A 16,605-nucleotide genomic window follows, 5' to 3' on the forward strand; every position below is an offset into this window, starting at 1 on the left:
TTTGGGTTAATCGCCTTATTACTGGCAGCGTTCGGCAAAAAAACAAAATTGCCATGTGCTCACTTCGTTCTTCCATACGTCGCAGTGTTCACTGCCCGTTCCTGTACGTCTGGAGAATTCTCAATGCCCTCGTCCAACTCCCTGCCCGCCGCGCTGCTGGGTCTGGCCCTTGTCTGTCCGGCCATGACCGAAGCCCAAGGCCTGGAACTGGGACAAGTGCTGATCGGCGCCGAGGACCAGAGCGACGAAGACCAGAGAATCGACGACGCCAAGGCGCGGCTGGCCCAGGTGCCCGGCGGCACCAACGTGGTCGACATGCGCCGCCCGCTGCAAGGGCGCGTGGCCAGCAATCAGGATGTGCTGGCGTATCAGCCTGGGGTTTATGCCCAGTCGGCGGGCAATGAAGGGGTGAAGATTTCGATCCGCGGATCGGGGATCAACCGGGCACCGGGCGCCCATACCTCGGGGCTGTACGCCATGCTCGACGGCCTGCCTTTGACCGGCCCCGGCGGCACGCCCTATGAATTGCTGGAACCGCTGTGGCTCGACCATGTGGAAGTGCTGCGCGGCGCCAACGGTTTCGACCGGGGTGCACTGGCCTTGGGCGGCGCCATTGATTACGTCAGCCACACCGGCTACGACGCACCGAAGTTGCAAGTGCGTTACGCGACGGGCAGCCACGGCTATCAGCAGCGCCAGGTCAGCTCCGGTCAGGTGCTGGGCGATTTCGATTACTACGTGTCGACGACCGATTCAAATGCCGATGGCTATCAGGACCACACGGCCAGCGACAGCCAGGGCGTGATCGCCAACTTCGGTTATCGCTTCAACCCGAATCTGGAAACACGCTTCTACCTGCGCTACCGCCAGACCGACAACGACCTCGCCGGTCGGGTGACCAAACACTCCATCGAGCACGATCCACGCGCGGCCAACCCGGCCTACGTGACGCGGGACGACAGCCGTGAACAGCCCGGCAGTACCTTCATCGGCAACAAGACCATTTACTACATCGATGACGATTCAAGCATCCAGACCGGCCTTGTCTACCACGACTACCCGATGGACCTGCGCGAAGGCCCCAACCGCCTGAAAGTGGCGTACACGGATGTCAGCGGCACGTTCGACTACAAGCGTCGCGACACCTTGTGGGGGCTGCAAAGCCAAAGCACGGTTGGCCTGCGGGTGACCAAGCACCTGCCCAATGCCGGGGCCAGCGAACTGGTGCGCATCCCCACCGGCAACACTGCCGGCTACGCGCCGGGCACGCACATGCGCAACTTCACCTACCAGGGCTCGGATTCCGTTCTGCATGTGGGCAATGATCTGGAAATCGCCGACGACCTGTGGCTGACCACTGGCCTCGCCGCTATCTATACCCGCCGCGAAAGTGCGGTGACGTATCCGGACGGAGGTGGCAAGACCAGCCTGGGCGACTGGGATTACGCACCGCGTCTGGGCCTGCGCTACCAACTGACACCCGACCTGCAACTCTTCGGCAACCTCAGTCGCTCGGTCGAGGCGCCGCACCCGTGGTCACTGATCTACAGCGCCAACCAACGCTTCCCGGTCGGCAGCGGCCCCGCCACCGGCACCCAGCGTGATCCGATCGAGCTGAAAAACCAGACGGCGACCACTCTGGAAATCGGCGGCCGTGGCGACAGTGCGCTGGGACAATGGAGCCTGGCCTGGTATTACGCCCAAGTGCACAACGAACTGCTCTCGGTGTTGCCGGATGCCAACGCCGTCACCCCCTACGAACTCAACGCCAGCCCCACCGTGCACCAGGGCGTGGAAGCCGGCCTGCAAAGTAACCTGTGGTCGCCGGGCGATGGCGGCCAGTTGAGCCTGCGCCAGAGCTATACCTTCAGTGACTTCCACTACCGCGACGACGACCGCTTCGGCGACAACCGCTTGCCGGGCCTGCCGATGCACTACTACCAGGGCGAGTTGCGCTACGACTGGACCCAGGGATTCTTCGCCGCGCTCAACACGCAGCTGGTGTCCAAAGTGGCGGTGGATTACGCCAACAGCTATTACGCCGATCCCTACGCAATATTCGGCGCCACCCTCGGCTACAACGCGCCCAAGGGTGACTGGCAAACGTGGCTGGACATGCGCAACCTGACCGACAAACACTACGCCGCCACCGTCACCCCGGGTTACGACGACAAAGGGCTGGACGCGGCACGGTCCACGCCGGGTGAAGGAATGGCGATGTATGTCGGGGTGTCGTGGAGTCTGCTCTGAGGCTTGCGTGATGACGGGTGTCCCCGTCGTTCACCCAATCACTTTCGCATACACCGAACGGTCAATGTTTCCGCCGGAGAGAATCACCCCCACCTTTTTTCCTGACATTGCTTCGCGCTCCTGAATCAGCGCTGCCAGGGCCGCCGCACCGGCCCCTTCAGCGAGGTTGTGGGTATCGGTGTAATACACGCGCATGGCCTCGGCAACTTGCGCCTCATTGACCGACACGATCCGCGCCGCACCCGCCGCGTAGACGGCAAAGGCTTCTGGAATCGGCCTGCGTACGGCAAGGCCGTCCGCGAAGGTATTCGCCGAGGGGGTTTCACAAATGGCGCCTGCCTCGAACGACAGTTTCGCGGCCGCCGCCTCGGTGGAAACCACACCCACCACTTCGGTTTTCAGGCCCAACGCGTCGCGGGCGGCGATCACCGCGCAAATCCCCGATCCACAGCCAATCGGCACATAGACGGTGTCCAGGTCCGGCGCCGCGCTGAACAGTTCCAGCGCATAGGTCGCCACGCCTTTGACCAGTTCCGTATGAAACGGCGGAACCAGATAGAGCCCATGCGCTTGCGCCAGGCGTGCGGCCTCTTCGCGGGCCTCGTCAAAATCACGCCCGAACTCCACCACTTCGCCGCCGAAGCCACGCATGGCATTGTTCTTTTCCAGCGAGTTTCCTTGCGGAACGACAATCAGCGCCTGCAAGCCCACCGCGCTTGCCGCCAGCGCCAGGCTCTGCCCATGGTTGCCGCGGGTGGCGGTGAGAATGCCCTTCACCTCGGGATGCTCGCGTTTGAGCCAGTGCATGAAGGTAATGCCGCCGCGCACCTTGAAAGCGCCGGTCGGTGTGTGGTTTTCATGCTTGACCCACACCGTGCAACCCAACCGCTCAGCCAACAAGGGCCAACGGTATTGGGCGGTGGCAGGCATCACTTGGTAAACCTGGCGGGCTGCCTGTTCGATATCGTCGCGAGTCAGTCTGTGCATGAGTAGTCTCCCTGGGATTTTGCCCAGTGTAGGCACGGTCAGAGTCTCATGGCTTTCAGAAAACTGACCTGACTTTTATGCCTCGTCTTCACTATGATGCGGTTCATGAGCCATCGAAACCGCCTGCTTCTGCCGCCACCATCCGAACCGGTCCGCCGGGTCGAGGCCGGCCCATGGGCGATTGAATTGTTGCCGGGCGCCGCGTACGAAACCCGTTACGTAGCGACCCAATCGGCGATTGGCTTTGCCTTCGATAGCCAGCGCGGCCTGCATGCTATCGGCAGCGACCGAATACAACCTTTCGATGCCGTGCCCAACAGCCTGGCATTCGTCCCCACCGGGTGTGACGTACTGTCCGAGTCGCCCAAGGGCGGTGAATACCTGCGGGTGATCCGCACCGACGGTATTGCGCTCGAGGGAAATCGTCCGTTCAACAACCAAATCGATCAACAGGCGACCACCCTCGCCCTGCGAATACGCAGCGCGCTGTTACGGGCCTCGGTGGACGACGATTGGGAAGCCTGGGCGCTCGCACTGGCTGAACGGGCGCAGGCTAACCAAGCGCTGCCGGCACCGTTCCAGGGCTCGATCACCGGCAGCCGGATGCGCCTGCTCGATGAGTTCATTGATGCGGGCCTCGACGGCCCGCTGGGTGTTCCGGCGATGGCGCAGCTACTCGGCTTGTCCGAAGGATATTTCATGCGGGCATTCAAGAACACGACAGGCATGAGCCCGCACAGTTACCTGATCGACCGCCGGCTCGCCAAAGCGCGTGCCCTGATGCGCGACTCGACAGCCACGCTGACGGAGATCGCGCACACCTGCGGCTTTAACTCCCACGCGCATATGGCGACGGTCTTCAAGCAACGCCTTGGCGTCAGTCCTGCGCATTTACGTAGAGATTCGCGGTTCTATTGAACCCGTGTTATGGGCCGGTGTTTGTAGTTGGGTGTCGGGCAGCATTCGGCCTGTGGTCACTGAAACCAACAATCGTCACGTTAAAGGCGACCAATCTCCAGCGTTGCACGCAACCCTGTGGGGCTACGATTCTCCAGTCTGATCTGCCCGCCAACCCGATCTGCAATGGCCTGCACGATGGTCAGTCCCAACCCTGCACCCTGGACATTTCCGCGACTGTAAAAACGCTCGAAAAGCCGATGACGGTCTTTTTCATTGATACCCGGACCCTCATCCTCGACAGACAGTTCATAGCCGTTTTCTGTTTCGGATAGCGTTACGGCAATGACTCCCTGCGGCGGGGAGAAATTCGCAGCATTGGTTACCAGGTTGTTCAAGGCAATGTCGATGGCCGCTGGATCGACTCTCACAAGGCCAATGTTGTCGCTGACACCGAAAACCAGCTCAAGATTCTTGCTCAACAACCAGGGCGTCAACTGAATCAGGCTGTCGCGGACAGTGGCTGCCAGATCGATGGGTGCAGGCGGTTGCACGCCGGCTTCAGGCTCGATACGAGCCATCGTTAGCAATTGGTTAACCAGTCGGCTGGTACGGTCCACGCCGGCGATCAAATGCTCAAGCGATGCACGACGATCCTCGTCACTCCCCGCTTCCATAAGGTTCTCAGCATGGATCCTGAGCACGGCCAGGGGTGTACGCATTTCATGCGCCGCGTCAGCGATGAAACGCCGCTCACGCCCCATCACCTCCTGAATTTGCGCGAGCATTCGGTTAAGGGCTGCCTGCATGGGCTCAAGTTCATTCGGTAGTGGCGTCAATTGCAGAGGATCGAGAGAACCGGGATGCCTCGCCCGCAGGGTTGCGGCCATATTGACCAGCGGTTTCAATCCCCAGCCGATAGCCAGCCAGATCATGACGGCCAGCATCAAACTTCCCAGGATATTGGGCCACAACGTATGGCGTACGATCCGGTCGACCAAATCGGCCCGGACGTCGTCTCGCTCGCCCACCCAGATGCGCAGGTTGTTCTGTTTGTCTTCGAGCAGAAACCCGCGCCAATGCCGGTTGTTCAGGTCTATTACATCGCTGAAGCCCGGTGTTGTCGGCGGTGCAGCGAAGGACGGTGCACTGGCCGTGTGTACCAGTACCTCGCCCTTGAAGTTCCAGACCTGAAAGGCAATCTTGGTTTCATAGGGATGCCCGTCGACCCTGGGCTCCGCCTCGCTCAGGGCCCGATTGAAAGCCTGATACAGATCAGCATGTTCTTTGCTCGCCAGGGGCATGCGCATGACGCCTTGCAGCAGGCGAGCGTTCTGGGCCAACTGGGCATCATAGACTTCGGCAATTTCGTGATTGCTGTCGTGCAGATTGAGCACGCTGATCACCGTCAGACCGGCGAGCATAAGGCCAATGATCAGGGTCAGGGTGCGACGCCTGATCGAGGTCATCGACGCTCCTCCACCAGGTAACCGATACCACGAACCGTGCGGATCAGGTCGGTAGAGAACTTCTTGCGCAGATGGTGAATGTGTACTTCCAGAGTGTTGCTTTCGGCTTCCTCATTCCAGCCGTAAAGCAATTGCATCAGATGATCGCGGGTCATTACCCGCCCTGGCGGCGAAAGCAATTCGTGGAGTAACTGGTATTCCTTGGGTGTCAGGGCGACCGGTTCACCGTGATAGCTGACTTGCTGGGTGCCGGGGTTCAGGCTGATGCCGGCGTGCTCGATCAACGATTGGGCGCGGCCAGCGCTGCGCCGAAGGAGCGCGCGTATGCGCGCTTTCAACTCCGCCAGATCGAAAGGCTTGATCAAGTAGTCATCGGCACCGGCATCGAGCCCGGCGATACGGTCTTCAGTGGCATCGCGCGCCGTCAGGATCAGCACAGGCAGGGTCGATCCGCTGTCACGCAAGCGCCTGAGCACTTCGAGCCCGTCCATGCGTGGCAGGCCAAGGTCGAGCACCGCCAGATCAAATATTTCACTGAGCAGCGAGTGCAAGGCGCTACTGCCATCCTGTAACCAGTCCACGGTGTAGCCTTCACGACTGAGGGCCTGGTGAATGCCCTCGCCGAGCGCGACGTCATCCTCTATCAGTAATAAACGCACATGGACTCCTGTCAGCCAAGTTTCTTGTTCACGTCCACCAACAGGGCTTCGATCTCCTGGCGACGCCCTGCGTCAGCGGTCTCGCGGCCAGGCCGAGGCCCGGCCATCAAAGCTTTTTGCAGCGCTGTCCTGGCTTCAGCGTAGCGCTTTTGACGGTAGAGGTGATCGCCCCAGAAGTACAGGCTATCGATGCCATTGGGGTTCATTTGCAAGGCAAGTTTAAGCAACTGTTCGGCCTTGTCCGAGTCACCGAATCCGATGGGCCAACCCGGCACACGGTCGTACAGCGCGCCGAGGCTCGTGTAGGCGGAACCTTGCAGCGCCTTGGGGTCCAGGGCCAGCGCTTTTTCCAGGTCGGCTTTCGCTTCCTTGACCTTGCTCAGCGCCCCGAGTCCTCCCTGGGCACCGGCCCAGCTGCTGGTGACGATTCCAGACCAGATCCAGGCCTCAGCCACGGCCTGACGCTCATGAGTGAAACTGGACGCTTGCGAGGCCAACTTTTCGAACGCGGCGGTTCGTTGCCCCTCCGGCAACTCGTATTGAATGTGCGCCCAACTTTGCTGGATACCGTTCAGCCGCTGCTGATCGGCGGCATCCAGCGCCCAGACACTCTGGCTGAGGGCGCCAAACAGCAGACAAGCGACAATCTTGTTCATTTGAGTTTCTCCTGATCGGGTTTCTGGCTGAGTCGGCGGATCAGAGGCAATTGCCTGCGCAAACTACGGTCCACCAGATGAGGCAGCAGGTTGTTGAGGCGTACGAAAAACCGTTCCGGCCACCCCAGGTACAAATCGCGACGGTCACCGGCAATGGCATGAATCACGGCGGCGGCCACGGATCGTGGATCGTCGACATTGGCCTTGAGCGCATCGTTGAGTGCCTGGGCTTGCGGGCTGTTCATGCTGGTGTTGGTGGCTCGCGGGGCGACATAGAGCACGCTGACCCGGGTGTCCGCCAGCTCCCGGCGAAGGGCTTCGGAGAACCCGCGCAGGGCAAACTTGGTGGCGCAGTAGCTGGCGTAGCCGGGATAGCCAATGGAGCCATAGGTCGAACCGACGTTGACCACCATAGCACTGTCGGCCCGCTTGAGCAGTGGCAGCAGGAGCTTTGTCAGGCAGATTGGCGCACTGATATTCACCGCGAGCATCGCGTTGATTTCACTGTCATCCAGTTGTTCGAGCATGGCGAAATGATTGACCCCGGCGGCATTGATCAGCAGGTTGATGCCGCCGAAGCTCTCGGCCTCCGCCAGCACCTCGCGGCGGTCGGAAAGCAACGTCAAGTCCGCTCCGATCCAGCACAGGTTGTGCGGGTAAAGCTCAAGTAACGGCACCAACGGTTCCCGATGCCGAGCGACAGCCAATACCCGAGCACCACTGGCGCACAGGGCTGTTGCGATGGCCAGGCCGATGCCGCCGCTGGCACCGGTCAACACGACGCGAGCTTCAGACAAGCGCATGCCGGCTCTCCCCGTCACGCGGCAAGCCACGGAACATATCGGTATAGAGCCGGTACACCACTTTGGAGGCGTGGATGACGGCAGCCTGGTCGTCCAGGTCTTCCAGCTTGTCCATCAGGCGGCGGTAGGTCTGCATGTGTTCGACATCCAGCGAGCCGTGGGAACTGAGGTAGCTGAAGGCGCTTTCCGGGAGCCCCAGCCGTTCACGAATGCTGCCGGCGGCGTGGGTCGCGAGGGCGATGCTGGTGCCTTCGAGCACGTTGACCATGCCGAACAGTCCAACCGGGTTGTCCCTGGCAATCAGGTCGTAGAGAAAGCTGACCATCAATTCGATCGGCAAGGATGGGTGCCCATCGCGAACCACGTCCCTGTCGCCGCCACAGGCATGAATGTCATTGAGCACCCACTGTTCGTGGCCATACTCGTCCTCGATGTAATCGCGCACGGCTTCGCGCAACCATTCCAGACGCAGTGGCAGACGCGCCCCGCAGGCCATCATCAATGGCACGGTATGTCGCACGTGGTAGTACGCCTGCGCCAGAAAGGCCCGGTAACTTTCCAGGCTGACGTCGCCTTCCAGCGCATCACGGATGACCGGCAGGTTGAACAGCTCAAGGCGTTCCTGTTGAGTGGCTTCTTGCAGCGAGTCGAAAAAACTCATGGTGCGGATTCCTCGGAAAAGGCGGGATCGGTCAGTTGCCCCCGAAAGCGTTCGACAATGGCGTCACGACGGAGTCGGCCATTGGCGGTGAGCAAACCGTTGGCGGGAGTGAACGGTTGATCAAGGCGGGTCCAATGACGGACCTGTGCGTAGTCGGGCAGTATCTCGTTGGCCTGGGCTACGGCGGCCGCCAATTGTTCGTCGGTGCAATCCGGACGATGGGGCCAGAGCAGCGCATGGTTATGTGGCATGGCTTCGCCGTAAACGAAGGCCTGGGCAATATGCTTGCGCTGAGTCAGTTCGGACTCCACCCACTCGGGGTTTACGTTGCGCCCGAAACTGGTCACGAACTGATGCTTCTTGCGGCCCTTGAGGTATAGAAAACCTTCGGCGTCGAACTCGCCGAGATCACCGCTGGGCCACCATTCAGCGGTGTGCGGAGCTTCTCCCAGATAACCCAGCAGGGTTGCGCCTTTGATCAGCACTTCGCCGTCGTCCGCCAGCCGAATTTCCACATGAGGCAATGGTCGTCCAACACTGCCGGAGCGGCTTGCTTGTGGGCGATTGAGGCACACCACCGAGGCACACTCCGACAGTCCGTAACCCTCGAAAACCGGCATGCCAACACGTTGAGCACGGCGCAGTAAATCTTCTGAAACCCGAGCGCCACCCACGGCGGCAAAACGCAGGAGTTTTGGATCAAACACGTTCTGCTCGGCAGCGTTGACCAGCATCAACAGCAATTGCGGCACCAGAATCAGGCTTTGGGGGGATCGGCTGGAAAGGCATGTCAACAGTTGCGGCATGTCCACACCGCTCGCACCTTGAATCCCAAGGGATTGCTGGCTGGGCAGGCTCAAGGTCGCGCCGGCGTACAGCGCGGCATAACAACCGATGTTCTCCAGCAAAATGGACAGGGGCAGCAAGGCCAGGTGGTGTCGCGGTTCGGTGGATCTGCTGGCCAGATCCAGCTCGCGAGTGACCCGTAGAATGCTTTTCGCACTCAAGCACACTCCCTTGGGGTTACCGGTAGTACCCGAAGTGAAGGTGAGTTTGGCCGTACCTTCAGGCATCCGGTTAGGGCCACAGAAGGTACGCTGCCAGAACTCGCCGTTCTTTTGATACCCGGCCGCCAGGAGTTCGTCGTGCAGCCGCGGCTCGGCGATTACCCGTTCAGCCTGGCTTTGTTCCAGGCAATGCTTGCGTTGCGCCGGACTGAAAAAGGGCGGCAAGGCCAAACAGGTCAAGCCTTCGAAGAGTGCGGCCAGGTCCCAGAGTATGGCTTCGACGCCATTATCCAGCGCCAGTGCGATCACCTTCACCTGCTCCTCGCGCAGGCGCTGCTGGCGATAAAAGACCTCGGCATACAGCGTGGCGTAATCCAGTTTCAGCTGATCGCCCCACAACGCAGTAGCATTTGAGTTGTGCTCGGCATGGCTGCGCAGCGTCTGCTTGAAATGCTCCATTTCAGGCGACATGGCAGGAGGCATCAATGGACATTGGTAAGCCCAGGCGGCTGAACAACCCGGTGTTGCTTAAATGAGTGAATCCAGCGCGAATATTGCCAACATGAACCCAAGGCTTGCTTTCGTAGTAGCTGCCCCAGGCGTGGCGATCCTCGCCGAGCCGCGCAGGATCGGCAGCACACAGCGTCACCGGTTTCAAACCAAGGCGATGAAAACTGTTCACCAATCCCAGATTCCCGGTGAACGCCACCCATTCCAGACCGCCCATCGCCAGGAGGTAGGTCATCGCGATAATACTTAGCCGTGCGCTTCCAGTGTCGCCGGCTGCCAGATTGCCAACCTCGACGATTGCCGATCGATCTACGGCCTGATCAGCGGCGGCACCGATCAGCGGATCAATTGCTTCGTCCAGGTAACCCTCAAGAAACAGCGGTCCGGCACTTGCCAGACGCACACCAACCACTGCACACAGCGCGCCTGAGGCTTCGCTCATGCCAAACAGTTCCGGCATGAAATGGCGAATGTCCGCACCGTGGGCCTTACGAAAACGTTGCTGGATAAAGGATTCGAAAGCACACCGTTGCGGGTCCTTCGGCAATGCTCTGACGAGTTGCATTTGCGGTGTTCCAGCTTGGCCAAAGGACAGCGGCAACTGAACATTCCAGTTGAATTCGGACATGAAAAAACACCTCCCCAGATCAATTGGGGAGGAGTATCCAAGGCATTTCTTAACGAAGTCTGAAGGTGGGAAAAAGATCGGCCGATACGAGTTCAGATGGCCTTGAGGCACGCCGCTGAGGGAGCGTCAGCCATCACTTCGTTGCCACGACCTTTTCTCCAGCACTGTCCCACCCTCCTCCCAGCGCCTTATAGATCGCGACAATCCCCCGGTACTGGTCAATCTCACCCTGGGCCTGGGCATCTTCGGCATTCAAACGCTCACGCTCAGCATCGAGCAGCACCAGATAGTCGACCGAGCCTTCCCGATACTGGATGCCCGCGAGGTCTGCGGCCGCACGGCTCGATTCGCTTTGTTTGATCAGCGACAGCAAACGCTGTTGGCGTTTGCCGTAGTCGCTGAAGGCGTTCTCCGATTCTTCCAGGGCCAGCAGCACTTGCTGTTCGTAGGTGGCCAAAGCGCCTTCGGCGTCAGCGTTGGCGCCACGAATGCGGGCGCGCACGCTGCCCAGATCGAAGGCCGCCCAAGTGATGCTCGGGCCCAGGCTCCAGGCACGCGCGGCGCTGGAACCGATTTGCGAACCGCGCCCGGCGGTGAAGCCAAGGAAGCCGCTCAAGCTGACCCGAGGAAACAGGTCAGCCGTGGCCACGCCGACATCCGCCGTGGCGGATGCCAGTCTGCGCTCCGCTGCCAGTACATCCGGCCGACGGTGCAACAACTCGCCCGGATCACCGATCGGCAGCGCCTTGGCGATCGCCGGTAAATCCGCCGGGCTCAAGGACACGCTCAATTGGTCCGGGCGCTCGCCCAGCAAGGTCGCGATGCGATTCTTCTGCCGGACCTGTTCCGCTTGCAGCTGCGGCACGCTCGCTTCGACCGCGGCCAGACGCGCGTCGGCACGTACCACATCGAGTTCGTTGCCCACGCCAGCATCACGCAGGCTGACCGTGACTGCGCGTGAATCGCTTTGGTTTTTCAAGTTGGCCAAGGCGATTTTTTCCCGCAGTTGCGCCCCGCGCAGTTGCCCGTAGGCATCTACCAGTTCGGCAATCATGGTCACCCGCAATTGATAGAGATCCGCCGCCGCAGCGTCTTCCAGCGCGTCGCTCGATTCGAGCTGACGCTGGATGCGGCCGAACAAGTCGATTTCCCAGGCCATGTCCAACCCGAGGTCATAGCGTTCGAGATTGACACGGCTCTCGGTTTGACCGGGCACCTGCGAACGACCCTGCTGGCTGCTGACGCGACTGGTGACCACCGGCAGATTGTCGTTGCTGATGTCATCGCGAATCGCCCGGGCGGCTTTCCAGCGCGCAAACGCTACGCGCAGGTCGCGGTTGCCCTCAAGGGATTTACTCACCAACTGATTGAGCGTGGGGTCGTCGAACTGTTGCCACCACACCCGTTCAAAGTGCGACTGGTCGTAGTTGGACGCCTTGGCGTAAACACTGTTTGCCGGTGCGGTATCGGGGGTTTTGAAATCCGGTCCGACCGTGCACGCGGCCAATGCAGTCACCAGGAGGCTGGGTAGAAACAACTTCAGAGCATTCATGGTTGCACCTCCAGGTTCAGCGCTTTGGTTTGCTGGCGCGCTTGTTTGCGTTCGATATAGCGACGGATCAGGACGAAGAACACCGGGGTCAGCAGCAGGCCGAAGAAGGTCACGCCGAGCATCCCGGAGAACACCGCCACACCCATGGCACGACGCATTTCCGAACCGGCACCGGTGGACGTCACCAACGGCACCACACCCATGATGAAGGCGAACGAGGTCATCAGGATCGGCCGCAGACGCATGCGGCAAGCATCGAGAACGGCATCCAGCGGTGACAGGCCTTGCTCCTGTTTATCCTTGGCGAACTCAACGATCAGGATCGCGTTCTTGCACGCCAAACCTACCAGTACAATCAGGCCGATCTGGGTGAAGATGTTGTTGTCGCCCTTGGAAATGATCACCCCGGCAATCGCCGACAGCAGCGTCATCGGCACGATCAGGATTACCGCCAGCGGCAGGCTCCAGCTCTCGTACAACGCCGCCAATACCAGGAACGCCAACAGCACGCAAAGCGGGAACACCAGCAACGCGGTGTTGCCGGACAGGATCTGTTGGTAGGTCAGGTCGGTCCATTCGTAGGTCATGCCGTTGGGCAATTCTTCCTTGAGCAGCTTTTCTATCGCCGCCTGGGCCTGGCCGGAGCTGTAGCCTGGGGCCGCACTGCCGTTGATTTCGGCGGTGACGAAACCGTTGTAGTGCGAGACCCGGTCCGGCCCCGACGTCGGGCTGACCTTGACGAAGGTCGCCAGCGGGATCATCTCGCCGCGATCATTGCGCACCTTCAACTGACCAATCTGCTCCGGCTCCTGGCGGAACTGTTGCTCTGCCTGCACGTTGACCTGATAGGTCCGGCCAAAACGGTTGAAGTCGTTGGCGTACAGCGAGCCCAGGTACACCTGCAAAGTGTCGAAGATGTCGTTGATCTTCACGCCGTGAGTCTTGGCTTTCTCGCGGTCGATCGCCGCTTCAACCTGCGGCACGTTGACCGTGTAGCTGGTGAACAGATTCGCCAGCTCTGGAACGCTACGACTCTTGGTAATGATGTTCATGGTTTCTTTGTACAGCTCGTCGTATCCGAGGTTACCCCGGTCTTCGATCTGCAAACGGAAGCCGCCGATGGTGCCCAAGCCTTGCACGGGCGGTGGCGGGAACACCGCGATGTAGGCGTCCTGAATGCCGCCGAACTTGCCGTTCAACGAAGCGGAAATCGCCCCGGCGGACAGGCTCGGGTCCTTGCGCTCATCGAATGGGCGCAAGCCGATGAAGGCGATACCGGCGTTCGGGCTGTTGGTGAAGCCGTTGATCGACAGGCCGGGGAACGCCACGGCGCTGTCGAAACCCGGTTCGTTCATGGCGATGGTACTCATGCGCCGGATAACCGATTCCGTGCGATCAAGGCTGGCTGCGTCCGGCAATTGCGCAAAGGTCACCAGGTACTTTTTGTCCTGGGTCGGCACAAAACCGGTCGGCGTGGTGCTGAAACCCATGTAGGTCATGGCGATCAGCCCGGCGTAAACCAGCAAGGCCACGCTGCTGCCACGAATGATCTTGGCCACGGCAACCACATAGCCATGGCTGGCCTTTTCGAAGAAGCGGTTGAAGGGTTTGAACAGCCAGCCGCCGAACAACTTGTCCAATACTTTGGAGAAGCGGTCTTTCGGCGCGCCGTGGGCCTTGAGCAGTACCGCTGCCAACGCTGGCGACAGGGTCAGGGAGTTGAAAGCCGAGATCACTGTCGAGATGGCAATGGTCAACGCGAACTGCTTATAGAACTGTCCTGTGAGGCCGGAGATGAACGCCGCCGGGACGAACACCGCGCACAGCACCAGCGCCGTGGCGATGATCGGCCCGGTCACTTCGCCCATGGCTTTCTTGGTCGCCTCCGCCGGTTCGAGGCCGGATTCGATATTACGCTCGACGTTCTCCACCACCACGATCGCATCGTCGACCACGATGCCGATCGCCAACACCAGACCGAACAACGACAGCGCGTTGAGTGAGAAGCCAAGCAAATGCATCACGGCAAAGGTGCCGATCAGCGACACCGGCACCGCGACCAGTGGAATGATCGAGGCGCGCCAGGTTTGCAGGAACAGGATCACCACCAGCACCACCAGAATCAGCGCTTCGAACAGGGTGTGAACCACTGCCTCAATCGAGCTGCGCACGAAGATGGTCGGGTCGTAAACGATCTCGTAGTCCATGCCTTCCGGGAAACTTTTCTTCAGCTCGGTCATCTTCGCCCGAACTTGGTCGGAAACGTCGATGGCATTGGAACCGGGGCGCTGGAAGATCGGCATGGCCACCGCTTCCTGATTGTTGAGCAAGGCGCGCAACGCGTATTGGTTGGAACCCAGCTCGATCCGGGCAATGTCCTTGAGGCGAGTGATCTCGCCGTTCGGGCCACTGCGGATGATCACGTTTTCGAACTCTTCCTCGGTGACCAATCGCCCTTGGGAGTTGATCGACATCTGGAAACTGGTGGCATTCGGTGCGGGCGGTGAACCCAGTTGCCCGGCAGCGACCTGACGGTTCTGTTCGCGCACCGCGTTGACCACGTCGGTGGCGGTGAGATTGCGCGAAGCGGTCTTGTCCGGATCGAGCCAGATCCGCAGCGAGTAGTCACCGATACCGAACATCTTCACATCGCCGATACCGTTCAGACGCGACAGCTCATCCTTGACGTTGAGGATCGCGTAGTTGGACAGGTAGAGCATGTCGTAGCGCTTGTCCGGCGACACCAGGTGCACCAGCAAGGTCAGTTCCGGCGAGGCCTTGTCGACGGTGATGCCGATGCGTGTCACCTCCTCCGGCAACTTCGGCTCGGTGCGGGTCACGCGGTTTTGCACCTGAACCTGGGCGTTATCCAGATCGGTGCCCAGGGCAAAGGTCACGGTGAGGGTCAAGCGACCGTCCGCCGTCGACTGCGAGGACATGTACAGCATGTTCTCGACGCCAGTGATCGCCTGCTCCAGCGGCGCGGCGACGGTTTCGCCGATGACCTTGGGGTTGGCGCCCGGATAGTTGGCGTGCACCACCACGGTCGGCGGCACCACTTCGGGGTATTCGCTGATCGGTAATTGGAACAGCGAGATGCCGCCGGCGATCAGGATCAACAGCGACAGCACCGCTGCGAAGATCGGTCGCGTGATAAAGAACTGAGAGAATTTCATGTCGATGTTCCCTTATCCGCGAGGAGTGACAGCCGCATCGGTCTTCACCAGGGCCGGTGATTTCACCGGTGCAGGATGATTGCCGGCCTCGATCGCCTGCCGTTGGCGGGTCAGCGTCGCGACGGTTTCCGGATCGGCCATTGGCGCGTCTTGAGGGGCGACCACGGCGCCGGGACGAACCCGTTGCAGGCCGTTGATGACGATGCGGTCCTCTTTCTGCAAACCGCTGCGCACGATGCGCAAGCCTTCAAGCTTCGGCCCGAGATCGACGTTGCGGTACACAGCCTTGTTGTCCTGATCGATCACCAGCACGAATTTCTTGCCCAGGTCGGTGCCCACCGCTTCGTCCTTGATCAGCAGCCCAGCGTAAGCGGCGCTGCCCACCAGTTTCAGGCGCGCGTACAAACCGGGGGTGTATTGGCCGTCGGCGTTGTCGAACACCGCGCGACCGCGGATGGTGCCGGTCTTGGGATTGACCTGGTTGTCGACGAAGTTCATCTGCCCCTGATGGCTGTTGCCCTCCTCGTTCGACAAGCCCATGTAAACCGGTGTCGTCTGGCCGCGCTGGCCTTGACGAGACAGTTGGCTGTACTTGAGAAACAGGCGTTCGTCGGCATCGAAATAGGCGTACACCTTGTCGGTGGAGACGACGCTGGTCAGCGGCGTAGTGTCGGCGGTGACGATGTTGCCGGCGGTGATTTCCGCACGGCTGACGCGGCCGGAGATCGGCGCGGTGACGCGAGTAAAACTGAGGTTCAGGCGTGCAAGGTCAAGCTGCGCCTGAATGGCATCGACCCCGGCCTTGGCCTCCTGTGCGGTGGTCGTGCGGGTATCGGCCAGCTCGGCGGAAATCGCATTGCTGCCAAGCAGACGCTGCCCGCGCTGCGCTTCATTGGCGGTGCGAACCAGCGTGGCCCGGGCTTGTTGCAATTGGGCCTGGAATCGTTCGACTTCGTGCTCGAACGGCCGTGGATCGATCTGGAACAGCAAATCCCCTTTCTTCACCAATGCACCGTCGGTGAAGGCGACACGTTCAATCTGCCCCGACACACGAGGACGGACCTCGACCGTTTCCGGCGCTTCCAGACGCGCGGTGACTTCGTCCCATTCGGTGATCGGCTGTTCGATCACCTTGGCGACGGTAACGTGCGGCGCCCCCGGTGCTTTGGCGACATCGGGCGCACGATCGCAAGCGGCGAGCATCGTGAGGGCCAATGCGGCAAAGGGATAACGAAAAGGTTTGAGTGACTGTTCCATAAGGGGTGTCCGCCAGACGGTTAAGAAGTTTGCGGAGTCTCGGCCTCGCGCGAGGCAGCGACGAATTGAACGGAGTGAACTTGGTTATTACTA

Annotated in this window: 13 protein-coding genes; 2 read left to right on the forward strand and 11 right to left on the reverse strand. The window is 60.6% G+C overall.

Features of this window, described 5'->3' with window-relative positions; translation table 11 throughout:
• Positions 1 to 123: 123 nt before the first annotated feature.
• Positions 124 to 2,250, forward strand: coding sequence for a TonB-dependent receptor family protein (locus tag ACW9JC_RS03025; RefSeq protein WP_457453487.1), 2,127 nt, complete (start codon positions 124 to 126; stop codon positions 2,248 to 2,250).
• Positions 2,251 to 2,280: 30 nt separating this feature from the next.
• On the opposite strand, the gene ACW9JC_RS03030 is transcribed toward ACW9JC_RS03025, so the two are convergent.
• Positions 2,281 to 3,237: a threonine dehydratase gene (locus ACW9JC_RS03030; RefSeq protein WP_457453489.1), complete on the reverse strand. Its 957-nt coding sequence runs from the start codon at positions 3,235 to 3,237 to the stop codon at positions 2,281 to 2,283.
• Positions 3,238 to 3,333: 96 nt separating this feature from the next.
• Here ACW9JC_RS03030 and ACW9JC_RS03035 point away from each other — a divergent pair, with 96 nt between their 5' ends.
• Positions 3,334 to 4,155: a helix-turn-helix transcriptional regulator gene (locus tag ACW9JC_RS03035; protein WP_457453551.1), complete on the forward strand. Its 822-nt coding sequence runs from the start codon at positions 3,334 to 3,336 to the stop codon at positions 4,153 to 4,155.
• 80 nt (positions 4,156 to 4,235) lie between these two features.
• Here the strand turns inward: ACW9JC_RS03035 and ACW9JC_RS03040 are convergent, their stop codons facing one another.
• From ACW9JC_RS03040 to mexE, 10 genes are all read right to left on the reverse strand, one after another.
• The gene (locus ACW9JC_RS03040; RefSeq protein WP_457453491.1) at positions 4,236 to 5,603 is read right to left on the reverse strand and encodes an ATP-binding protein; all 1,368 of its coding nucleotides are present in this window, start codon (positions 5,601 to 5,603) and stop codon (positions 4,236 to 4,238) included.
• Positions 5,600 to 6,262 carry a response regulator gene (locus ACW9JC_RS03045; RefSeq protein WP_457453493.1) on the reverse strand — a complete coding sequence of 221 codons (663 nt, stop codon included), beginning with the start codon at positions 6,260 to 6,262 and terminating at the stop codon, positions 5,600 to 5,602. Before ACW9JC_RS03045 ends, ACW9JC_RS03040 begins: the two co-directional genes overlap by 4 nt.
• A gap of 11 nt (positions 6,263 to 6,273) precedes the next feature.
• The gene (locus ACW9JC_RS03050) at positions 6,274 to 6,918 is read right to left on the reverse strand and encodes a tetratricopeptide repeat protein (RefSeq protein ID WP_457453495.1); all 645 of its coding nucleotides are present in this window, start codon (positions 6,916 to 6,918) and stop codon (positions 6,274 to 6,276) included.
• Complete coding sequence (locus tag ACW9JC_RS03055) at positions 6,915 to 7,721, reverse strand: SDR family oxidoreductase (RefSeq protein ID WP_457453497.1); 807 nt, start codon at positions 7,719 to 7,721, stop codon at positions 6,915 to 6,917. Before ACW9JC_RS03055 ends, ACW9JC_RS03050 begins: the two co-directional genes overlap by 4 nt.
• Positions 7,708 to 8,382: a TenA family transcriptional regulator gene (locus ACW9JC_RS03060; protein ID WP_457453498.1), complete on the reverse strand. Its 675-nt coding sequence runs from the start codon at positions 8,380 to 8,382 to the stop codon at positions 7,708 to 7,710. The genes ACW9JC_RS03055 and ACW9JC_RS03060 overlap by 14 nt, the downstream gene beginning before the upstream one ends.
• Complete coding sequence (locus ACW9JC_RS03065) at positions 8,379 to 9,860, reverse strand: AMP-binding protein (RefSeq protein WP_457453500.1); 1,482 nt, start codon at positions 9,858 to 9,860, stop codon at positions 8,379 to 8,381. Before ACW9JC_RS03065 ends, ACW9JC_RS03060 begins: the two co-directional genes overlap by 4 nt.
• Positions 9,850 to 10,527 (reverse strand): thermostable hemolysin, encoded by a 678-nt coding sequence (locus tag ACW9JC_RS03070; RefSeq protein ID WP_457453502.1) that lies wholly within the window; start codon positions 10,525 to 10,527, stop codon positions 9,850 to 9,852. Before ACW9JC_RS03070 ends, ACW9JC_RS03065 begins: the two co-directional genes overlap by 11 nt.
• 133 nt (positions 10,528 to 10,660) lie before the next feature.
• Positions 10,661 to 12,079, reverse strand: coding sequence for an efflux transporter outer membrane subunit (locus ACW9JC_RS03075; protein ID WP_457453503.1), 1,419 nt, complete (start codon positions 12,077 to 12,079; stop codon positions 10,661 to 10,663).
• Positions 12,076 to 15,255 carry an efflux RND transporter permease subunit gene (locus ACW9JC_RS03080; protein ID WP_457453505.1) on the reverse strand — a complete coding sequence of 1,060 codons (3,180 nt, stop codon included), beginning with the start codon at positions 15,253 to 15,255 and terminating at the stop codon, positions 12,076 to 12,078. The genes ACW9JC_RS03075 and ACW9JC_RS03080 overlap by 4 nt, the downstream gene beginning before the upstream one ends.
• A 12-nt stretch (positions 15,256 to 15,267) precedes the next feature.
• Positions 15,268 to 16,512: a multidrug efflux RND transporter periplasmic adaptor subunit MexE gene (mexE, locus tag ACW9JC_RS03085; protein WP_457453507.1), complete on the reverse strand. Its 1,245-nt coding sequence runs from the start codon at positions 16,510 to 16,512 to the stop codon at positions 15,268 to 15,270.
• Positions 16,513 to 16,605: the final 93 nt, after the last annotated feature.

This window comes from Pseudomonas sp. SDO5591_S426, assembly GCF_054070755.1.